General features: G+C 41.6%; 15 protein-coding genes. 4 read left to right on the plus strand and 11 right to left on the minus strand.

Annotated elements, in window-relative coordinates:
• Nucleotides 1–61 precede the first annotated feature (61 nt).
• Nucleotides 62–691: a response regulator gene (locus BCU84_RS11350; protein WP_102528203.1), complete on the minus strand. Its 630-nt coding sequence runs from the start codon at nucleotides 689–691 to the stop codon at nucleotides 62–64.
• Nucleotides 684–2,423, minus strand: coding sequence for a nitrate/nitrite two-component system sensor histidine kinase NarQ (gene narQ, locus BCU84_RS11355; protein WP_198589570.1), 1,740 nt, complete (start codon nucleotides 2,421–2,423; stop codon nucleotides 684–686). The genes BCU84_RS11350 and narQ overlap by 8 nt, the downstream gene beginning before the upstream one ends.
• A gap of 249 nt (nucleotides 2,424–2,672) precedes the next feature.
• On the opposite strand from narQ, the gene nrfA reads away from it, so the two are divergent.
• On the plus strand, nucleotides 2,673–4,067 hold the full coding sequence (gene nrfA / locus BCU84_RS11360; RefSeq protein WP_229371444.1) for an ammonia-forming nitrite reductase cytochrome c552 subunit: 1,395 nt from the start codon (nucleotides 2,673–2,675) through the stop codon (nucleotides 4,065–4,067).
• Nucleotides 4,068–4,238: 171 nt separating this feature from the next.
• A complete protein-coding gene (locus BCU84_RS11365) occupies nucleotides 4,239–4,685 on the plus strand; it encodes a GFA family protein (protein ID WP_229371442.1) in 447 nt (148 codons plus the stop codon).
• 25 nt (nucleotides 4,686–4,710) lie between these two features.
• Here the strand turns inward: BCU84_RS11365 and BCU84_RS11370 are convergent, their stop codons facing one another.
• The 4 genes from BCU84_RS11370 to lpxL all read right to left on the minus strand — a co-directional run bounded on the left by BCU84_RS11370 (nucleotide 4,711) and on the right by lpxL (nucleotide 10,253).
• The gene (locus BCU84_RS11370; RefSeq protein ID WP_102528205.1) at nucleotides 4,711–6,399 is read right to left on the minus strand and encodes an insulinase family protein; all 1,689 of its coding nucleotides are present in this window, start codon (nucleotides 6,397–6,399) and stop codon (nucleotides 4,711–4,713) included.
• On the minus strand, nucleotides 6,399–7,886 hold the full coding sequence (locus BCU84_RS11375) for a pitrilysin family protein (protein ID WP_241906418.1): 1,488 nt from the start codon (nucleotides 7,884–7,886) through the stop codon (nucleotides 6,399–6,401). The genes BCU84_RS11370 and BCU84_RS11375 overlap by 1 nt, the downstream gene beginning before the upstream one ends.
• Before the next feature lie 147 nt (nucleotides 7,887–8,033).
• Nucleotides 8,034–8,999, minus strand: coding sequence for a L,D-transpeptidase family protein (locus BCU84_RS11380; protein ID WP_102528206.1), 966 nt, complete (start codon nucleotides 8,997–8,999; stop codon nucleotides 8,034–8,036).
• Between the two features lie 327 nt (nucleotides 9,000–9,326).
• The gene (lpxL, locus tag BCU84_RS11385) at nucleotides 9,327–10,253 is read right to left on the minus strand and encodes an LpxL/LpxP family Kdo(2)-lipid IV(A) lauroyl/palmitoleoyl acyltransferase (protein ID WP_102528207.1); all 927 of its coding nucleotides are present in this window, start codon (nucleotides 10,251–10,253) and stop codon (nucleotides 9,327–9,329) included.
• A gap of 104 nt (nucleotides 10,254–10,357) precedes the next feature.
• On the opposite strand from lpxL, the gene hldE reads away from it, so the two are divergent.
• Together hldE and BCU84_RS20835 are read left to right on the plus strand one after the other, a co-directional pair.
• A complete protein-coding gene (hldE, locus tag BCU84_RS11390; RefSeq protein WP_102528208.1) occupies nucleotides 10,358–11,788 on the plus strand; it encodes a bifunctional D-glycero-beta-D-manno-heptose-7-phosphate kinase/D-glycero-beta-D-manno-heptose 1-phosphate adenylyltransferase HldE in 1,431 nt (476 codons plus the stop codon).
• Entirely contained in the window at nucleotides 11,788–12,867 is a 1,080-nt protein-coding gene (locus BCU84_RS20835) for a hypothetical protein (protein ID WP_198589571.1), read from the plus strand. Before hldE ends, BCU84_RS20835 begins: the two co-directional genes overlap by 1 nt.
• A gap of 125 nt (nucleotides 12,868–12,992) precedes the next feature.
• Here the strand turns inward: BCU84_RS20835 and BCU84_RS11405 are convergent, their stop codons facing one another.
• The 5 genes from BCU84_RS11405 to BCU84_RS11425 form a co-directional block, all read right to left on the minus strand.
• On the minus strand, nucleotides 12,993–14,351 hold the full coding sequence (locus BCU84_RS11405; protein WP_102528211.1) for a MipA/OmpV family protein: 1,359 nt from the start codon (nucleotides 14,349–14,351) through the stop codon (nucleotides 12,993–12,995).
• Between the two features lie 183 nt (nucleotides 14,352–14,534).
• Nucleotides 14,535–15,548, minus strand: coding sequence for a diguanylate cyclase (locus BCU84_RS11410; RefSeq protein ID WP_102528212.1), 1,014 nt, complete (start codon nucleotides 15,546–15,548; stop codon nucleotides 14,535–14,537).
• 288 nt (nucleotides 15,549–15,836) lie between these two features.
• On the minus strand, nucleotides 15,837–17,216 hold the full coding sequence (locus BCU84_RS11415; RefSeq protein WP_102528213.1) for an NAD(P)(+) transhydrogenase (Re/Si-specific) subunit beta: 1,380 nt from the start codon (nucleotides 17,214–17,216) through the stop codon (nucleotides 15,837–15,839).
• Nucleotides 17,217–17,221: 5 nt separating this feature from the next.
• Nucleotides 17,222–17,497, minus strand: a complete 276-nt coding sequence (locus BCU84_RS11420) for an NAD(P) transhydrogenase subunit alpha (RefSeq protein WP_055025191.1) — start codon at nucleotides 17,495–17,497, stop codon at nucleotides 17,222–17,224.
• A gap of 5 nt (nucleotides 17,498–17,502) precedes the next feature.
• Nucleotides 17,503–18,690 (minus strand): NAD(P) transhydrogenase subunit alpha, encoded by a 1,188-nt coding sequence (locus BCU84_RS11425; RefSeq protein WP_102528214.1) that lies wholly within the window; start codon nucleotides 18,688–18,690, stop codon nucleotides 17,503–17,505.
• Between the last annotated feature and the right edge of the window lie 211 nt (nucleotides 18,691–18,901).

Genomic DNA, 18,901 nt, shown 5'->3' on the forward strand with positions numbered 1-18,901 from the left:
TGCAGAAATTAAAAAGGCGCCTCTATTATGAGTCGCCTTTTTTAAATCAGTCAAAAATAAACTAGTGGTTTAAATATCTCACTGCCATTTCTGTTCGCGATTTTGCGTTTGCTTTACGGAGTAAATTTTTCACATGCACTTTCACCGTACCTTCACTGATATGCAAATCTTCAGCGACGACGCGATTACTCTTACCTTCAGCTAACTCTTTTAAAATCTGCAACTCACGCGGGGTTAATGATGCAATCCAAGTTTCATCATTATCAGCATTTTTCAGCTCATAGATGTACTCTTCAACTTCATCACTAATAACGCGATGGCCAAGCATGGCTTTTTTCAGTTGCTCCAGTAATAAATCTGGCTCAGTGTCTTTAAGAAGATAACCATCTGCACCGGCTCGAAGTAAACGAATCACGTCTTGCTTCGCATCAGAAACGGTTAGAATAACAATCCTTGCGGTGACGCCTTCTTGGCGCATGGCATTCAAAGTATCTAGGCCAGACATGCCTTTCATGTTCAAATCGAGCAAGATAATATCTGGCTCATCTTCACCAATCGCAGTCAGTGCGTCTAACCCCGTTCCTGCTTCACCAAACAGTCTAAAGTCACTATCTGAAGTTATTAACTGACAAATACCACGTCGAAGTAGCGGGTGGTCATCTACTACTAATACTGAATAAGGTTTACCCATTTAAAGGCTCCTGCTGGGGTGGAAATACGAGGGAGACAGTTGTGCCGCCCTGCGGATTATTATCAAACTTGACAGTGCCATGCAGTTTCGTTGCACGCTCGTACATTATTCCGAGACCAAAATGCTGATCGCGTTCTTTTAAATGCGACACGCCAATGCCATCGTCCTTGATATTGATATGTATCATATCAGAATTTGCCAAAAAACAATCAATTTCTATGCGTGAAGGTTTTGCATGTTTAATTGCATTGATTGTTGCCTCGCGAGTGAGTTGCAATACGTGAATGTGTTGCTTGGCAGCGAGTAAATGCGCTGATAACTGGTAATTTAGCTCAATAATGATCCCTGTCTGTTTACGAAGTTGCGCTAACATCACTTCAATGGCTTGACCTAAGTTAGGATCTTTAATGGTTAACCTGAATGTAGACAGTAATTCCCTAAGCTGGCCATAAGCAGTGCTGACGCCATCATTAATGTCCACTAGCTGGGTCTGCACATCTTCAGTCATGCAATTAGGCTCAATTTTTTTGCGCAATAAGCTGACTTGGATTTTGAGATATGAAAGTAGCTGACCTAAAGAATCATGCAGCTCTCTGGCAATGACGGCACGTTCTTCCATTAACGCGAGTTGCTGTCTTTCTTCTGTGGCATTGTGGATAACAATGGAACGAGTCAGCATCATGGCGAAGTTAACAAATAACATATTGTTAACTGGTCTGAGAGAAATAACTTCAAGATATCCTAAATTTTTATCTTCGAGCTGCAAATTAAACTTAACAGGGGTTACTGCTGCGTGTTGTTCTGAATTTAAACCCGCAGAGTCTAACCAGCCATTATCAGCTTCAATACTGTCTATGGTTCCATCGTCGTGCTCGATGACCAAGCGAACATAATCTAAGTCTTCAAACTGCTGAATTTGAGTTAATGCTGAGCTTAAGGCTTTATAGTCGAGGCTATCGGCGTGTAATCTGATGAGATTGTCATATAAAAAACTTAGCTCGTTGTTTGCTCGTGTCAGTGCGATGGTTTTTTCATTGACCTGGCCTTCTAAATCTTGATAAAGGGTATCGAGCTCTGATGCGGTTTTCTTAAAGGCTTCTCCGAGTGCATGCAGTTCCATATATTCTGTTTGTGGTACATCAACTTTGAATTTACCTTTTGAAATAGAGTTAGCGACATCCATCAATTGGAGTATAGGCTGTACCATTCTCTTGCGGGTATAACGTGTCGCAGCGATGGCGACAATTAACATTAAGAATAAACCAATGATTTGACCAATCACCAATATCCTCAGTTTTAGTGCAGCAAAACGCTCCATTTCCAACACTAATATATCTATGGTATCAACAAAGTCTTTTAAAGAGTCACTGTACTCTTGACGCTGATGATTCTCGATGAAAAAGCGCATTTGCTCCCACTTATCCACCACCAACAGATATTGCTGAGATAATGCATCAGGACTGTACCAGGTTAATGAACGCTCTAATGCCTCAGAATGCAGAGTCGTTTCAAACTGATTTATCTTTTCTTGCAGCAGTTGTTCATCACGCTCTAAATACAGTTTTAAACGATAACTTTGCATACGCAATGAGCCGGAAGCGTTGATAGCTCTGGCGTCACCAATACTGAAACTTAGATTGATAATTGAATACACAGCTAAGCTGGAAGAAATGAAAATTAAGACTAACATTAGTCTTAGAATAGTGGAGGTGAGACTGCCTCTTTTAATCATTTGGTATCCAACTTAAGTCTGTTTTAACGGGAATTTTAAGCAATATTTTACATTAGAGAATACTGTAATATATTAACAAGTATTCAAAAGTGTGATGTACAACGTATTAACATATTGATCTAGCGCAAGCTTATTGTCTAATACTCACAAAGGGGTATTCTTAATTTAACCTTAAATGGATAAGTTTGTTCATGGAGATGTCGTGAATATTTAAAATAAAATGTAACACGGAGATGAACGGTGATGAAAATGAAAGCAAAAGTTGTTGCGCTTAGTGCGTTGATGGCAACCAGTTTTATGATGACTAGTGCGATGGCTAGTGATAAAACTGAACCAAGAAATGAAGTATATAAAGATAAGTATAAATTGCAATATGAAACTTGGCATGCGACATCAGAAAGCGATGAAATCGTTGATGTGTTAGCAGAAGATCCAAACCTGGTTGTGTTATGGGCAGGTTACGGTTTTGCTAAGGATTATAATAAAGCTCGTGGTCACCACTACACAGTGACTGATTTGCGTAATACATTACGTACTGGCGCACCAACTGGACCAGATGATGGCCCAATGCCTATGGCATGTTGGAGCTGTAAAAGTCCCGATGTACCTCGTATGATCGAAGAGCAAGGCGAAGACGGTTACTTTAAAGGCAAATGGTCTAAAGGCGGAGCTGAAATCGTTAACTCTTTAGGTTGTGGCGATTGTCATGAAAAAGGTTCACCAAAATTACGTATTTCTCGTCCATATGTTGATCGCGCTTTAGAAGCTATCGATAAGCCATTTGATAAAGCGTCTCGTAAAGACAAGCAGTCTATGGTTTGTGGTCAATGTCACGTTGAATACTACTTCGAGAAAACTGAAGACCGTAAAGGTTACGTGAAATTCCCATGGGACAACGGTACAACTGTTGAAGAAATGGAAGTTTACTATGATGCAATCAACTTTGCTGATTGGACTCACGCGATTTCTAAAACGCCTATGCTAAAAGCACAACACCCTGGTTATGAAACCTGGATGCTAGGTATGCACGGTAAAAACAACGTAAGTTGTACTGACTGTCATATGCCACGTGTTGCTAAAGCGAATGGTAAAGGCAAATTCACTGACCATAAAGTGGGTAACCCTTTCGATCGTTTCGACGAAACTTGTGCAACTTGTCATGAAGGTAAAACGAAAGAATTCATGATGGAAGTGACTCACGAGAATCAAAAGAACGTGACTGAAATTAAGCTAAGAGCTGAAACTCAACTTGTACATGCTCACTTCGAAGCTGGCGCAGCTTGGGAAGCAGGTGCAACTGAAGCTGAAATGAAGCCTATCCTAATGGATATTCGTCACAGTCAGTGGCGCTGGGATTACGCTACAGCATCTCACGGTGTTGCAGCTCATGCTCCAGCAGAAGCGTTACGCATATTAGGTGGCGCAGTTGATAAAGCAGCTAATGCACGTATCAAACTGGCTCAACTACTTGCAGCTAAAGGCGTGAAAATGCCAATCGCTATCCCTGATATCTCTACTAAAGAGAAAGCGCAGGAAGCATTAGGTATGGACATGGATAAGATGAATGCTGATAAGCAAAGATTCTTAAAAGAACTTGCTCCTAAGTGGGATGCTGAAGCTGAAAAGCGTGAAGCGACTTACTAAATAAGTTTGCTCCTTTAAAAATATCTCTATTAAAAGCCCTCATTTGAGGGCTTTTTTATTGGTTATTTATTGATTCAGGGGGGAGTTATTCAGATAGTTTTGACTTCATTTGTGGCTGAGGTAATGATAAATACTCAATCAATTGGCAATTTAACCATTAAGGAATGAGTTATGGGTATGGAACAGCAGGCGGTTGAAATCGTTGAAACAAATAAACCTGTTATTTTACAAGGCGGCTGTTTATGTGGCGCAGTGCGATATCAGCTATCTGCCAAGCCATTTGATGCCGATTATTGCCATTGCAAGCAGTGCCAAAAATCGTCTGGTGCCGTATTTCAAGTATGGATGGATTTTAAACGCGAGCAAGTAACCTGGCTTAAAGGCGAGGTGAGCGAATTTGAATCTTCAGATAATGTTCGTCGTGGTTTTTGCAAGCAATGCGGTTGCACATTAAGTTATCGGGATACGCGCTACCCTGATTATTTCACACTGACCATTGGTTCTTTAGATGAGCCGAGCTTAATTAAACCTAACTATCATATCTATACATCAAACCAAGTGAAGTGGTTATCGATTACTGATGACTGCGAACGTTATCAGCAAGAAAGAACTTCGTAGCCTGTGGCGTCAGTTTTCTTATTTTTTAGTCGTGCGCTGAAATCAATTGTACTTGCCAGCTTGGTAGTTTTTGTCGAATATCTGCGCTGATTTTATCTGCGTCGCCACGGATGACGACTGTGGGGGGATGGGATAAAACATGATTCGAGATTTGTAAAAACTGTTCTGGGGTAAGCTGGCTTATTGCGTTGACTTCCTGTTGCGCTTGCTGAGTTGTTTTGCCTGATAAAATATTACGTATGTAATTACTTTCTTTACCAAAAGTCGTGTCCAATGCCAGTTGTTGCTGTCCAATTAAATAGGTCGAGACTGCATTTAACTCAGCTTGACTAACAGTGCTTTCGGTCAGTAGCTGAGTATGGTCAAGTATGCCTTTAATAAAGGCCCCTGAGTTTTCTAGTGCTGTGCTGCCATAAAAATATAAATACTGACTAAGTGGTGCATTAACACAGCGGCCGTATATCCCATAGGTTAATCCGCGGGTTTCACGTAAATCGTAGAATAATCTGCCGCTGTAACTTCTACCTAATAATGGTGCGATGGTTTTACAACCTACACTATTATTCGTTGCCGTTTGTTGGTGGTGATTCAATAAGTTGTTCGCATTTTCGCTAACAAAGCCTACTCTCACCTGTGTTTGTACTGTATCTGGCGCATCAATGAGATAAATAGTGGCTGTGGGAGTTATTTGATCTTTGGGAGTAACCTCAGCGGTTAAAGTTTTTGTATTATGGACAGTGTTGCTGGCTGTGTGACTGGCTTTGTTATTCAACATGTTATCACTGGTACTGGAGTCATGTAGTAGCCAGAGAGGTAAACTGTCATTAATCGTTTTGCTATGCAGGTTTTCAGCTGTTTTACGTTCGATTAGAGGCTGATTCAAAGTCTTTTGCGAATCATGAATAAATGAATTTTCTACATCATTAGTAAACAAATGCCATTGCAATAGCTCACGGGTAGCAAGTTGTAAGTGCTGCAATTGCTTAAAACCTGTTTCGGTGTTTTCAAGAGAGTCTACTAATCCCTGGTTGTCGAGACTTTCATTATAAGGATGCTGTGGGCCGAGTAATTGACTGCGAAAGACTTTATCGATTTCTGAACCTGTGAATGCACCTATGTGTTTATTGAGCTTTAAGTTTCTTTGTACAGTTTCAATATTGAGGTTAGTTAACGCATTTTCATCCCAAAACGCCCAAACTAATGATTGCATTTCACTAAATGGCGCATCGCACTGCATTGTGATAGCGATACTATGCAAGCTGGCTCTAAAACGGATGCTGTCATAGCAGGCGGCAATATTTGGCTTATGTTGCTGTTGGTTTGCTAGCTCTTTACGGCGTTGAGAAAATGCTTCGATAAGCACATCAGGGTTTTCAAGTGATGCACTAGGTGAAATCCCAATAAAATAAACTCGATTGAGTTTTGGTTGGTTTGCAGCATCTTCTTGATTAACAGCCCATTGGTGAATTGATAGTTTGTCATTGATATTAATACTATTTGGTTCATTAAAAACTTGCGTACTGGTATTTCCCCCGATGTTATTATCTCTGATTAAAGGCGCCGATAATGATGGCAGTTTAGGGGCGTTGTCTAATTCAGCAAACTGCGGCACTTTAGGCGGTTGTGACTCAGTAAAAATGATCGGGGAGTGCTGGCAACCTAATAACAAAAAGCTAGTTAAGATGATTAATAGGCTCAAGTGATAAGTTCTCATTATAGCGCCCACCTTTCTAGTTTCTCAGAAAACCCTTGAGGTAAGATTTCAAGTAACCCTTTCCCCCAGCGAATATACCAAGGCGGCAATAAATCGACTCGCACTGCTTTATCAATAAAGTATTCTTGAGTGACCCGTTGAATATCAGCTGAAGTAACGGCTTCGGTTCGGCGCCATGGCTGAGTTAATGGAAAGAATTTATCACGCTTAGAGGTGTTCGACAGGTATTTTGCTAAGGTCTGACTGTTTGATAATTGCTGGTTAATATCATTGAGTGCAACGGTTTTTAACGTGCATAAAGCTTGGTCGTTGAGGCCGTTTTCTATGACTTGACTAAATAGTGATTCAACCAAATTTTGTAGTTCATCTAAAGAGGTGTTTGCTCTAGGAACGAGGACAAGGTTAGTGACACCGTGATTTTCCATGGTCAAGGGGATTGAGTAGCTGAGCATTTGTGGTGGATTTTCTAATGTGTTGGCTGCGAGCGCACTTTTTAGATTTTGAAACAAGTGGCTTTGTAAAAGGCTTACAGCTTCATAATCAGGGTGCTGTCTGCCGACAGTGTGCCATGCCATTAATAATGCAGGCCAAGGGCCTCGCTTATCAATGATTTCAGTTTTAGTGGCCGTTGGAGTTACTGATACGGCAGAAAACTCGTCTAGGTTGTGTTGAGGTGCTTGCCAATCAGCAAAATATTGTTTGATGGTATTTGTGCTATCAATATCAATTTTACCTACTAAGGATAGCTGCATCGCATCGGGGCGATAATAACGCTGGTGAAATTGTTCAAGTTCGGCTGCGGTTGCACTCGTCACATCCGATTTACTGCCAATGATGGCATGAGCATACGGACTGCCTGCGACTTGGGAAAGTAAATACTCCATTGCAGGTCGAAGATAAGGTTGATTATCTATGCTAGTGGCCATTTCCTCTAGCACTGCACCTTGTTGGTTTTTAACTGTGGTTTCAGATAGTACAGGACGGATAAACCTGTCAGCTTCAAGAAATAAACTCAACTCCAATGCTTGCGCGGGGACAGTGACATAGTAATTGGTATAGTCAAAATGTGTGCTGGCATTAAAGCGGGCCCCAATGGCGCTCATTTGCTGAGGGTAACTTTCGTTAGGGGCGTTTTCGCTGCCTTTAAATAGCAGGTGCTCAAACAAATGCGCATATCCTGTTTGCCCAGCTATTTCGTTACGTGAACCTACGTTAAATTGACTTGCAATAGCGACAGTGGATTGCTGCGGTCTATTTAGCTGTCTGACGATTAAGCCATTATCCAACTCAGTGAGGCTAACTTGGCGTTCAATTTGACTAAGTTGATTAAATTGACTGGTAAGCTTGCATTGAGACGCGGCCAGATTGAGTGGCATTAACCCCATGGTTAGTGAAAGCAAACAGGTAAGCAATAATGCTAAAGGGAGGGTTTTATCTTTAACTCCCATCAACAGCTGAGATGTATTCTGCTTGATACCAGTTTTCAATCTATCACCATGAGTAAACTAACAATGGCTTTTTAGATTACTGATTTGTGGTGCGTTACTCAAGTTGGAATATGCAGGTTAGCGTTGGGGAGATGCCTAACCTCAATCAAATCTGATTGAGGTTAGATTGAGGCTTTAATGGAAGAGTTACTCTGAATCCGCTGGCGCAGCGTCTTCATCTAATTGCGCGTGTTGAATGCTGTTAATGCGAGTAGGCATCCCGGTTCTTTGCTCTAATAAACGCTTTAAAGTAAATGAGTCGGTTTCAGCATGAGCCACAATAGAGGTGATTTTCTTATCTAGCGTTAACGGTAATTGCTCAGATGACTCAAATTGCTCAATGGTTTCTGATAAAGGTTGGTGAACCTCTAAGTAACGATTACCGTCAGGCTCAATGGTGGCCTTAATTGGTTGATTTACGAACTCTACTCGAGTGCCAACGGGCACTGAATTAAATAGGTGCTCAATATCTTCATCGCGTAATCTCACACAACCTTGACTGACTCGAAGGCCAATACCAAAAGAGGCATTCGTTCCATGTACGGCAAAATAGTTACCTACGTAAAGTGCGAACAACCCCATTGGATTATCAGGGCCAGCAGGCCATACATCAGGAAGCTCTACACCTTTATCGGCATAAATTTTTCGAGTGTTTTGCGTCGGAGTCCAAGTCGGATTGGCGCGCTTTCGATAAACTTGAGTGACCCAGTTTTCTGGGGTGTCACGGCCAACTTGTCCTATACCAATGGGTAACACTTCAACTGTGTTTTTACCCTTTGGGTAATAATATAAACGCATCTCTGCGCTGTTGATTACAATGCCTTTGCGAGGGGTATCGGGCAAAATAAGCTGGTGAGGAATGACTAAGGTACTGCCGGGTTTTGGTAGGTAAGGGTCAACACCAGGATTAGCTTCCATCATGTTGCTCAAGCCTAATTGGAATTCAGCAGCAATGGCTTCTAAAGTGAGCTTACCTTCAGGTACAACATAATATTGGTTTTCACCAATTAAGCGGCTGTCTTTAGCGGGCAAACGATATTCTACCGCGGCAGCGTTTAAGCTAGCCAAGAGGGTAGAAACAGCAATCAATGAAGCGCAAAACGACTTTAACATAAGGGCGATGTGTTCCTAATTATTGGTTTAGTAACTTAACAATGTAACAAGGCGTCCATATAAGTATTTGCCAAAGCGATTAGAAATCCGTATCTAAATCATCACTCAGCGTAGAGATCATGCTGAGTCATTTGTTGAAGCGATTAAGTTTGGCATCCTTGATCATTTCTTAATTGATTTCAAGTTGCCGATACACTTTATTAGCGTTTTCTCAATTGCTTGTTGAAATAGGTGACCGAGTTTAGCCACCTTTTATTTTCATTTTTGACGGTTAAAGTACTACTTAGTCAGTTTGTTGATTCAATTAAACTGCTTTTAATGCAGCATTTATTCGTATAGCGATGGTGTCTCTTTGGTTGGCCGAGTTTTAAATCGTCTATGTAGCCACATATATTGAGGACGATTTTTATCAATAATCGTTTCAATTATTTTATTACCACGAATGGCGTCAGCGAGTTCATCTTCACCTGGGAAGTTATCCAATGGCGGCATAATCTCCATATGGTAACCATCATCATTACTATTGCGTTCGACAAAAAATGGCAGCACTTTAGCGCGGCCAAGTTTCGCAAGAGTGGTGGCGCCAGTAATAGTTGCAGCATCTGGTACAGCATATAAAGGAATAAATACCGCACTTGAACGGCCAAAATCTTGGTCTGCGGTATACCAAATCACATCAGGATTTCTCAAGCTTCTTACCATATTACGCAGGTCACGTTTAGGCACTAATCCTTTATTTGAACGTAGACGTCCATTCACCTGTAGGTATTCCATCACAGGATTATCGTGGGGGCGGTATACACCAATTCCAGGTTGGAATTGACCAAACATTCTTGCGCCCATCTCTAGTGGCAAGCAATGCACGGCAAAGAGAATAACGCCATGGCCACTATCAAGCGTGTCAGTGACATGTTGATCGCCTTTCATGGTCATATGACGCTGTATTTTATCGTTAGACCACCACCATGCATTGATAGTATCGAAAATGGCTTTACCCGTTTCTTCAAAATTCTGTTTGAGTAGGTTATCTCTTTCTTGTTGTGGCATATCAGGAAAGCAAAGCTGTAAGTTACGTTCAGCAGTGTGCTTTCGCTTTGCTGCAAATTTGAGTACTAATCGACCCAGTCCTGCGCCCATTTTCATTTGCCAGCGTAAAGGTAATAATTGGGTAAGTCTCATAAAACCAACACCTAACCATAACGGCCAATGTTTCGGGTGTAATAAATGAGAACCAAATTGCGCTTTTTCTACCACGTGTAACTCACCCCAAATTCAAAATTAGTTGCTATTCTAACTTAATTTTATAGCAAAATTAGGTACAATCACCGTTTAATGTCAGCAAAAAGAAAAAGTTTATTATGAAGGTATCTCTACCAGCATTCGAAAAAGCCCGTGTTTTAGTTGTCGGCGATGTCATGCTTGACCGATATTGGGTTGGCCCTACGGGTCGTATTTCTCCTGAAGCGCCTGTACCTGTAGTGAACATTAATGAAATTGAAGACCGTCCAGGTGGAGCAGCAAACGTAGCATTAAATATTGCAGCGTTAGGTGGCCAAATTCAGCTGGCGGGTATTGTTGGGGCAGACGAGACTGCTCAAGCACTGACTGTAGGGGTTCAAGCACAAGGGGTTGAGCCTCGCTGGTTAACTGTGGCTGATAAGCCAACGATTACTAAGTTACGTGTGTTTTCCCGTAACCAGCAGTTAATCCGGTTAGATTTTGAAGAAAAATATGCCAAAGCTGACAGTGAAAACTTATTCAGTAGTAGTGAAGCTATTTTAGATGATGTCGATGTTCTCGTGCTTTCTGATTACGCCAAAGGTGCTATCGATACTCCTGTTGAGTTTATTGCCAAAGCACGTGCTAAAGGTGTCACTGTGTTAGTTGACCCTAAAGGCACTGACTTTGCTCGTTACCGCGGTGCATCTTTATTGACACCAAACATGAGTGAGTTTGAAGCTGTTGTTGGTGCGGTAACAGACGAAGCAGATTTAATCGCTAAAGCAAAACAGCTGATTAAAGAACATAATTTTGATGCCATGCTGGTCACTCGCTCTGAAAAAGGCATGACGCTTATCAGCCAAGATGAAGCTGAGCTGCACATTCCGACTGTGGCGCGTGAAGTTTACGATGTCACAGGTGCTGGCGATACTGTTATATCTGCGCTAGCTACCTCGTTAGCTGCAGGAAGTACGATGGCGCAGGCCTGTTCTATTGCAAACATCGCTGCAGGTGTGGTTGTTGCTAAGTTAGGTACCGCCACTGTTAGTCGCATTGAGTTAATTGAAGCGCTTGCGTTAAATCAAGGCGAGTCAGGTTTCGGTGTCGTCACTGAAGATCAACTGGCTTATGCCCTTGAGCAAGCACGGTTACGCGGTGAAAAAGTCGTAATGACCAATGGTTGTTTTGATATTTTACATGCAGGACATGTGAGTTATTTACAACAAGCAAAAGCCTTAGGTGATCGCTTAATCGTTGCGGTAAATGACGATGCTTCAGTGAAACGACTTAAAGGTGAAGGAAGACCCGTAAACCAAGAAGATCGCCGTATGGCAGTGCTGGCTGGTTTAGCGTCTGTCGATTGGGTTATTCCTTTCAGTGAAGATACTCCGCAACGCGTTATCAGCCGTTTATTACCAGATTCGTTGGTGAAGGGTGGTGATTACAAAGTGGAAGAAGTGGCTGGCGGTACTGAAGTGATGGCTGCTGGTGGTAAGGTTGAAATTCTTGGCTTTGAAGATGGCGTATCTACCACGGCAATAATTGAAAATATTATGGCTAAAAAATAGTGTTAAAACCGGCACTGCTAGTTCTTATCAGTGCCGTTAGCGTTAGCCTATTGTTGTTGGCTAACGCTGACGCTAATTTTCATTCTGATTCAACATCAACATCAACATCAACATCAACTTCAGCTTCAACTGCAGAATCAACATCAACTGCAGAATCAACATCAATACTAAGACTTACGCCATCACAAAATTCAGTTCCAACGTCTTCATTAAATTCTACACCTGCGATAAATTCTTCTAAAGAAAGTGTGCAATCAAGTTTATACCCTCGTGAACCCATAGCAGAAAAAAGTGCACTTATTTGTCGTATATCAGATTATGCAAAGTGCCTTGCACAGCTTCCTGTAGCTGTAACTCGTCAGTTACCAAGTCATAATGATATTGCCAATAGTCTAGGTTTTAAAAGCGCAGTGGTATTTCCTGTTAATAATGAGAATGTGGCAGGTTTGATTGTCATTAATCGTGTTCTTCCTTTGGTATATCAAAATGTGGCGCTTAATGGACAGATTTACCAATTAGACTTAGCACAGCAGTCACAGTTAACCTTGTGGCACGAAATAGGCCACTTACAGAATATCGCTTTGCAAGGCAAAGGGTTACCAAGTGAACTAACAGCCTATGAACATGAATGGTTAGCTGATGTTTACCTTGTTTGGCGTCTAGCGCAGTCGGATAGTTTAACCCTTGCTTGGCAACAGCTTCATCGACGTAATATGGCAGTGATTAACGACAGAGATAATATCAGCCACTGGAGCTCCCCGCAGTTGTTATGGTTGCTGACTCATTATTCGTTAGAAGAAATAAAACAGTTTGAGCATTATCGTGACTTCATTAGCGCAACCTACCCACTCAGTCCGACTATTGAAGCCACTGAAATGAAAGAAATAGCGAGCCTTATTCAGCGCACATTTAATCGCGGAGTTATGCCGGTTTTACCCAATTATATGTTTTGGCGCCAGGCTAGATTAATTGAAGTTTTACAGCCTACATTGTCGATATTAATGGGGGATGAGAATGCAAACCAATGGCTCATTGAGCAGTTTGCTGAGGCTCCTAACTACTTTGATGCTAAATATTGATGCTAAATAAAACAGCCTGTCATGGCAATGATGACAGGCCTCGTATATATATTGTTTAGTTATGTGCAGTTATGTGCAGTTATGTGCAGTTATGTGTAGTTATGTGTAGTTATGTTTAATACGAACTAAAAATGCCATTGCACGTAAACGGTGTTGTAATTACTGCCACCTTTAATGCGTCCAAAAGCAGAGCTGGTTTCAAAAATGCCTGAACGGTGATGGATGCTGTAACCCAACCACGCATTTTGTAAAGGTGCATAGTTAAAGACATCACCAATGTTTACATCGAACGAGAAGTCTAAATAATTTAATAGTTTAGATGGGCGATAATCTTTTTCATCAAGCTCACTACCTTCAATATAAGTGACTTCGGAAACATAAGATAATCCTTCTGCGACACCGATGCGGAAACGCCAACCTAAATCAAGGGTGTAGAACGCTTTTACGCCAATAACCCCTTCAGCGAGGTTGTCTTGTACTTCAGAGTCATGATGCCATACCCCCCCGGCAGTAAAGTACAGATCAATAGGTAACGTAAATAAGCTATCGGATAATGGAATACCATAAAACAAAGAGGTGAGCTGATTGTTATATCTGTCGCCTTTTGCATTGCCGGTTAAGATTTCGTTGAGATTTGAAGGCGTAGCCCAGCCGTGAGCAACACGTAAAAATTCACCGCTTTCTTTAGGTACGGGATTGGTATTTGGGCGCTTAGCATCGGGATAAAAACCGAAGCCAAAAAAGGATTCAAATTGATATTGGTTTTCAATGGTCGGTAAATCATAGATGTCATTTTCAAGGCGAGTGACCCCGAAATTAGCTAATAAGTATAAATTGCTGGCCAAATGATAACGAGTATTTAAGCCAGCAGAAAAGGCAAGCCCTGCGCCAGGGTCTATCTGGTCAAAACCATAATAATGCTCATTAAAGGAGTTACTTTTCCACTGAAACTCTGCAAAAGGGTTTAATTGCCAGTCGCCAGCAGTCCAGTGATACTGGGTGCGGGTGTAACCATAATAGCGTTTATTACCGTCACTCATAAAAGCAGCGTCAGCTTCTAAACCCTCTTTTTGGAACCGATACTGGATACCAAAATCAAACGCATCAGATTGAGTTTCGTTTTGATATTCTTGTGGAATATCCACAAAACGAAAGCGACTGTAGATATTTACTTGGTGTTCATCATTCTTCCATAAATGTACACCACCTTCTAATCCGTCTAAAAAGAAATAGTCATTTTCAAACTCAATTAGTGGCATGACATCGGTGACGACATCGTCTTCGGTGGCATAAGGAATATCAGCACGACGCATTCCAATCCCTACGCCCCATTTACTTGGAAAGTACTCTACGGTCTTATCAGTGTGTGCGCTTTCGCTTGTTTTGTTGCTTGCTAATGGTTCAACTTCTACATTTTCACTGGCGGTCACAGATAGTGGACAAATGCATAAAAAGAAAGGAATAAGCTTCGAATATTTAGACATAAACTTAACTACCAGTAATAAATGAAATAAATAATTAACAATTGAGTAGGAAGTGTAAAGCGACTAAGTGTCAGGTTTTACAGTAACTTTGGAAGGATTATAGCATGGCATTTTTTTTAATATGACAAAACCGCTGATTTTTATAGCAAGTTGTTAACGTCTTTAATCAAATACAATTGCAGCTTAGGGGATGATTTGTGAAATGCTTTTTGGTTGTTGCCAAAAAGAGTAATTATGTTTCCCTGCTTGTTTGATCCCATACATGGCATTATCTGCTTGCTCGCAAACTTCAACAAAAAGATCTTTGCTAGTAAAACAGCTTATGCCAATACTGAGTCCAAGGGCGATATTTTTATCATCAATTGTTTGTGTTTGTTTAAAGTGACTGACCAGTGAACCTGCTAAAACACTTATTAATTTATACTCAGATATCGTGGTAATAATGACAAATTCATCACCACCAATTCTCGCAATCTTAGTTTTACTTTTGGGAAGTAAAGTCTCTGAGTAGTGCTGCAATACTTGGCTGATTTCAATCAGTGTCAGATCACCAAAACGATGACCAAAACGATCATTAACAGATTTAAAATTATCGACATCTATAAAGAGTAATGTACCAGAGTCAAACTTTGAGCTGCGTTGAAAGTCTTTGTAAACTTTCTCTGCTGCAGTGCGATTTAATAAGTCTGTTAATGGATCTCGATGTGCGAGTCGTGCTAAATCTAATTGGTAGCGCTTTTCTTGGGTGATATCAATGTGGGTTCCGAGAATTTTTAGCGGAGTACCATCTGTTGCATATTCAACTATCCTGCCGCGATCTGAGACCCAGCGGGTACTGCCATCTTTATGGATCATTCGGTGCACTGCTTGATAAACATCTTCTTGCCCATTAACGTGATCTTCAAATGCTTTAATGACCCAATCTTTATCTTCAGGGTGGAGGCTATTTTTCCAACTTTGCATGTTGGCTGAATATTCTTCGCGGGTGTAACCTAACAATGAGCCCCATTCTTGATTATAAATACACAAGTCGCCTGTGGGCACATCTTGTTCCCACAAACACAACCCAGTGCCATCCAATGTTGCAGATAGCTGTTGCTGGATCTGTTTATTTTTTTGCTTTAGTGATTCATTTTCACTTTTAAGCTGAGCAATTTGTGCAGTTAGTGCTTCAATTTGAGAAGCGTTGATATCCATATTCGTCAATCATCCGAGTCATTAGGAAAAATAAACCAGCTAACATTTGTACGATTTTTAGACTTAATAGTCAATTATCATGACAATAGTCTAAATATTATCCATTAGAAAGCGTGAAAGATAAGGGAATGACGACAACCTGTCATTTAATGAAACTATTTTTTGTTCGATAAATGAACATGATGAAAATTAATCAGCTTGTTTAGCGAGTTATCGACAAGAAAAAAGGCCGCTTAGCGGCCTTTTCTATGAATATTGAGCATCAAGAGCGGATCAAGAGTGCATCAATTATTCAGCTTCTTTCAAGCTTTGTGTCAGTTCAACAATACCTTTTTTACCATCGCCGAATAACATTAATGTGTTATCCATGGCAAATAATGGGTTAGGCAAGCCTGCAAAACCTGGGCTTAAAGAACGTTTAATGACTACAACGGTTCTGGCTTTATCAACGTTCAGAATCGGCATGCCGTAAATTGGGCTACCTTTATCTTCACGTGCCATTGGGTTAGTAACATCATTCGCGCCAATCACAATCGCCACGTCAGTTTGCTCGAACTGTGGATTAATTTCATCCATTTCAATTAACTGCTCGTATGGCACTTCAGCTTCTGCAAGTAGTACGTTCATGTGGCCAGGCATACGGCCTGCTACAGGGTGAATTGCATACTTAACGTCAGTACCGCGGCTCTGTAATACGTTGGCAAGTTCACGTACGGCATGTTGAGCCTGAGCCATTGCTAAACCATAACCAGGTACAATCACAACGCGCTCAGCCGTTTCGAGCATCATGGCGATTTCATCTGGTGATGTTGATTTCACTTTACCAGCATATACTTCATCAGCATCAATCTTCTCGCCGCCTTCGGCCATCACACCGAATAACACATTAAACAGTGAGCGGTTCATTGCTTTACACATGATTTGCGTCAAGATAATACCTGAAGCGCCTACCAAAGAACCTGAAACAATCAGCACAGTATTGCCTGTGATGAAACCCGTCGTTGCGGCTGCGATACCTGAATATGAGTTAAGTAATGCAATCACAACTGGCATGTCTGCGCCGCCAATGGGCACTACAAGTAGTACACCTAACACCACCGCTACAGCCACTAAGGCATACATTAAGTTGGTGTTGGTTGGATCCATGACCATCGCAATCGCAAGCGCAATTGCACTGATTAATAGAATCGCATTTAACGGTTTGTTGCCGGGTACTTTAATCGGGTTACCCGAGATAAGCTCCTGCAGTTTAGCGAAAGCAACAAATGAGCCTGATAACGTGACAGAACCGATAATGATAGTGGCACCGATAGAGATAAGTGCTACTGCATTGGTTGCTGCTGCAGGATCAAGGAAGCTTGCAGCGGCAATTGCCAGTGAAGCACCGCCACCAAAACCATTCAGTAATGCCACCATTTGCGGCATGTCGGTGACTTTGATTTTTGTCGCCATCACGGCCCCGATAGTACCACCCAGTAACACACCTGCGATGATCCACTCGTAGCTAAGAATGCTTTGATCAAACAAGGTCACAACAACAGCAATGAACATGCCCATCGCAGATAGTTGGTTGCCACGAACCGCAGTACGCGGTTTTGTAAGCCCTTTAATACCTAGAATAAATAAGACTGCGGCAACAAGGTAAGCTAAATAAATAAATGTTGTCATTGAGTCTATTTCCTTTTAAACATGGCTAGCATGCGGTTAGTTACCATGTAACCGCCCACCACGTTGATGGTGGCAAGCACTACAGCAATAAAGCCAAGTACGTTAACCATAATACCTGCGCCAGAGCCAGCTGATAATAATGCGCCAACTAGCGAAATACCTGAAATCGCATTTGAACCCGACATTAGCGGTGTGTGAAGCGTAGGAGGAACTTTAGTAATCAGTTCAACGCCTAAAAATACTGCAACAACAAAAAGTGTCAGTAATAGTAATAAGGTCATATCCATTAGGCTGTCTCCTCTGATGGGGTTTCAGGTGTCGCCAAAGGCGCTAAACCCAGTAAGTCACGAAGACGGGCACTACTAACATCATTACCATGAGCTACAACAGTATCGCTGACGATTTCGTCTTCAAAATCAAGTACTAGCTCACCTTCTTTAGTGATAAGTAGGTTAAGTAGGTTTTCAACATTTTTACCGTACATTTGGCTGGCATGATTCGCTGCAGTGCTTGGCACATTTGACGGGCCTAAAATCATCACACCATTATGCATAATGACTTCATCTACTTGAGTTAACTCACAGTTACCGCCACTTTCAGCGGCTAAATCAACAATGATTGTGCCGCTTTTCATGCCATCAACCATTTCTTTAGTGATAAGCACTGGTGCTTTACGACCCGGGATAGCCGCAGTGGTAATGACAATGTCTTGTTGCGCTAACACATTCGCCATAGCTTGTTGCTGACGTTTCAAAAAGTCATCACTTTGCTCAGCAGCGTAGCCACCTTTGGTTTCAGTATTTTCAGCTTCAATATCCAGCTCAACAGGTTTGGCGCCGACTGAAATAATTTGTTCGCGAGCAGCAGGGCGGATGTCATAAGCTTCAACAACAGCGCCTAACCGCTTTGCTGTTGCACAAGCTTGAAGGCCTGCAACACCGACACCCATGATAAAGGCACGAGTCGGTTTTAATGTACCGGCAGCAGTCATCATCATTGGGAACAAGCGCGGGGCTTTGTGCGCGGCAAGTAATACGGCTTTATAGCCAGAAATGGTTGCCATTGACGATAAGACATCCATGCTTTGAGCACGAGTGATACGCGGGATCAATTCAAGCGCAATTGCACTGCCGCCAGTGTTGGCGATTGCCTGGGCATTTTGAGGATTAACTAACGGATCCATCATCCCTATAACCAATTGATGTGGTTTCAAAACAGCTTGAATTTCATCAAATTGATCACCCTTACAGTTTACCACTGTAATGATATCGGCTTCAGTGAGTAGAGCTTCTCGTGAAGAAGCTATTGTGGCCCCAACTTTGACGTAATCGTCATCGGTGAAACCTGCTTGTAGTCCAGCGCCTGATTCTACGATCACTTGTAGCTGTTTTTTCATTAAAATGGTCACATTAGCAGGGATTAGCGCAACGCGTTGCTCACCTGGGTGACTCTCTTTCGGTAGACCTAATTTCAAAAGGACAACCTCTTAGTTATATGTAGGGAAGGGTCGGGTCGTTTTAGTATTTCGAGTTGCCTGAACAGCAGCCATTACGACTTTTGATTATTCACACAACTTTAGTACCATTTTTATAAAGTGCATCATTCTGGCAACTCTTAAGTTTGATACAAGTAAAGAATGAGCTAAATCTCATTTTTACCGAGGTCTGACCTAAAAGTTTGCGCTA

Origin of the sequence: Shewanella sp. 10N.286.51.B7 (assembly GCF_002873615.1) — a bacterium.
GTDB classification, from domain to species: Bacteria; Pseudomonadota; Gammaproteobacteria; order Enterobacterales; family Shewanellaceae; genus Shewanella; species Shewanella electrodiphila.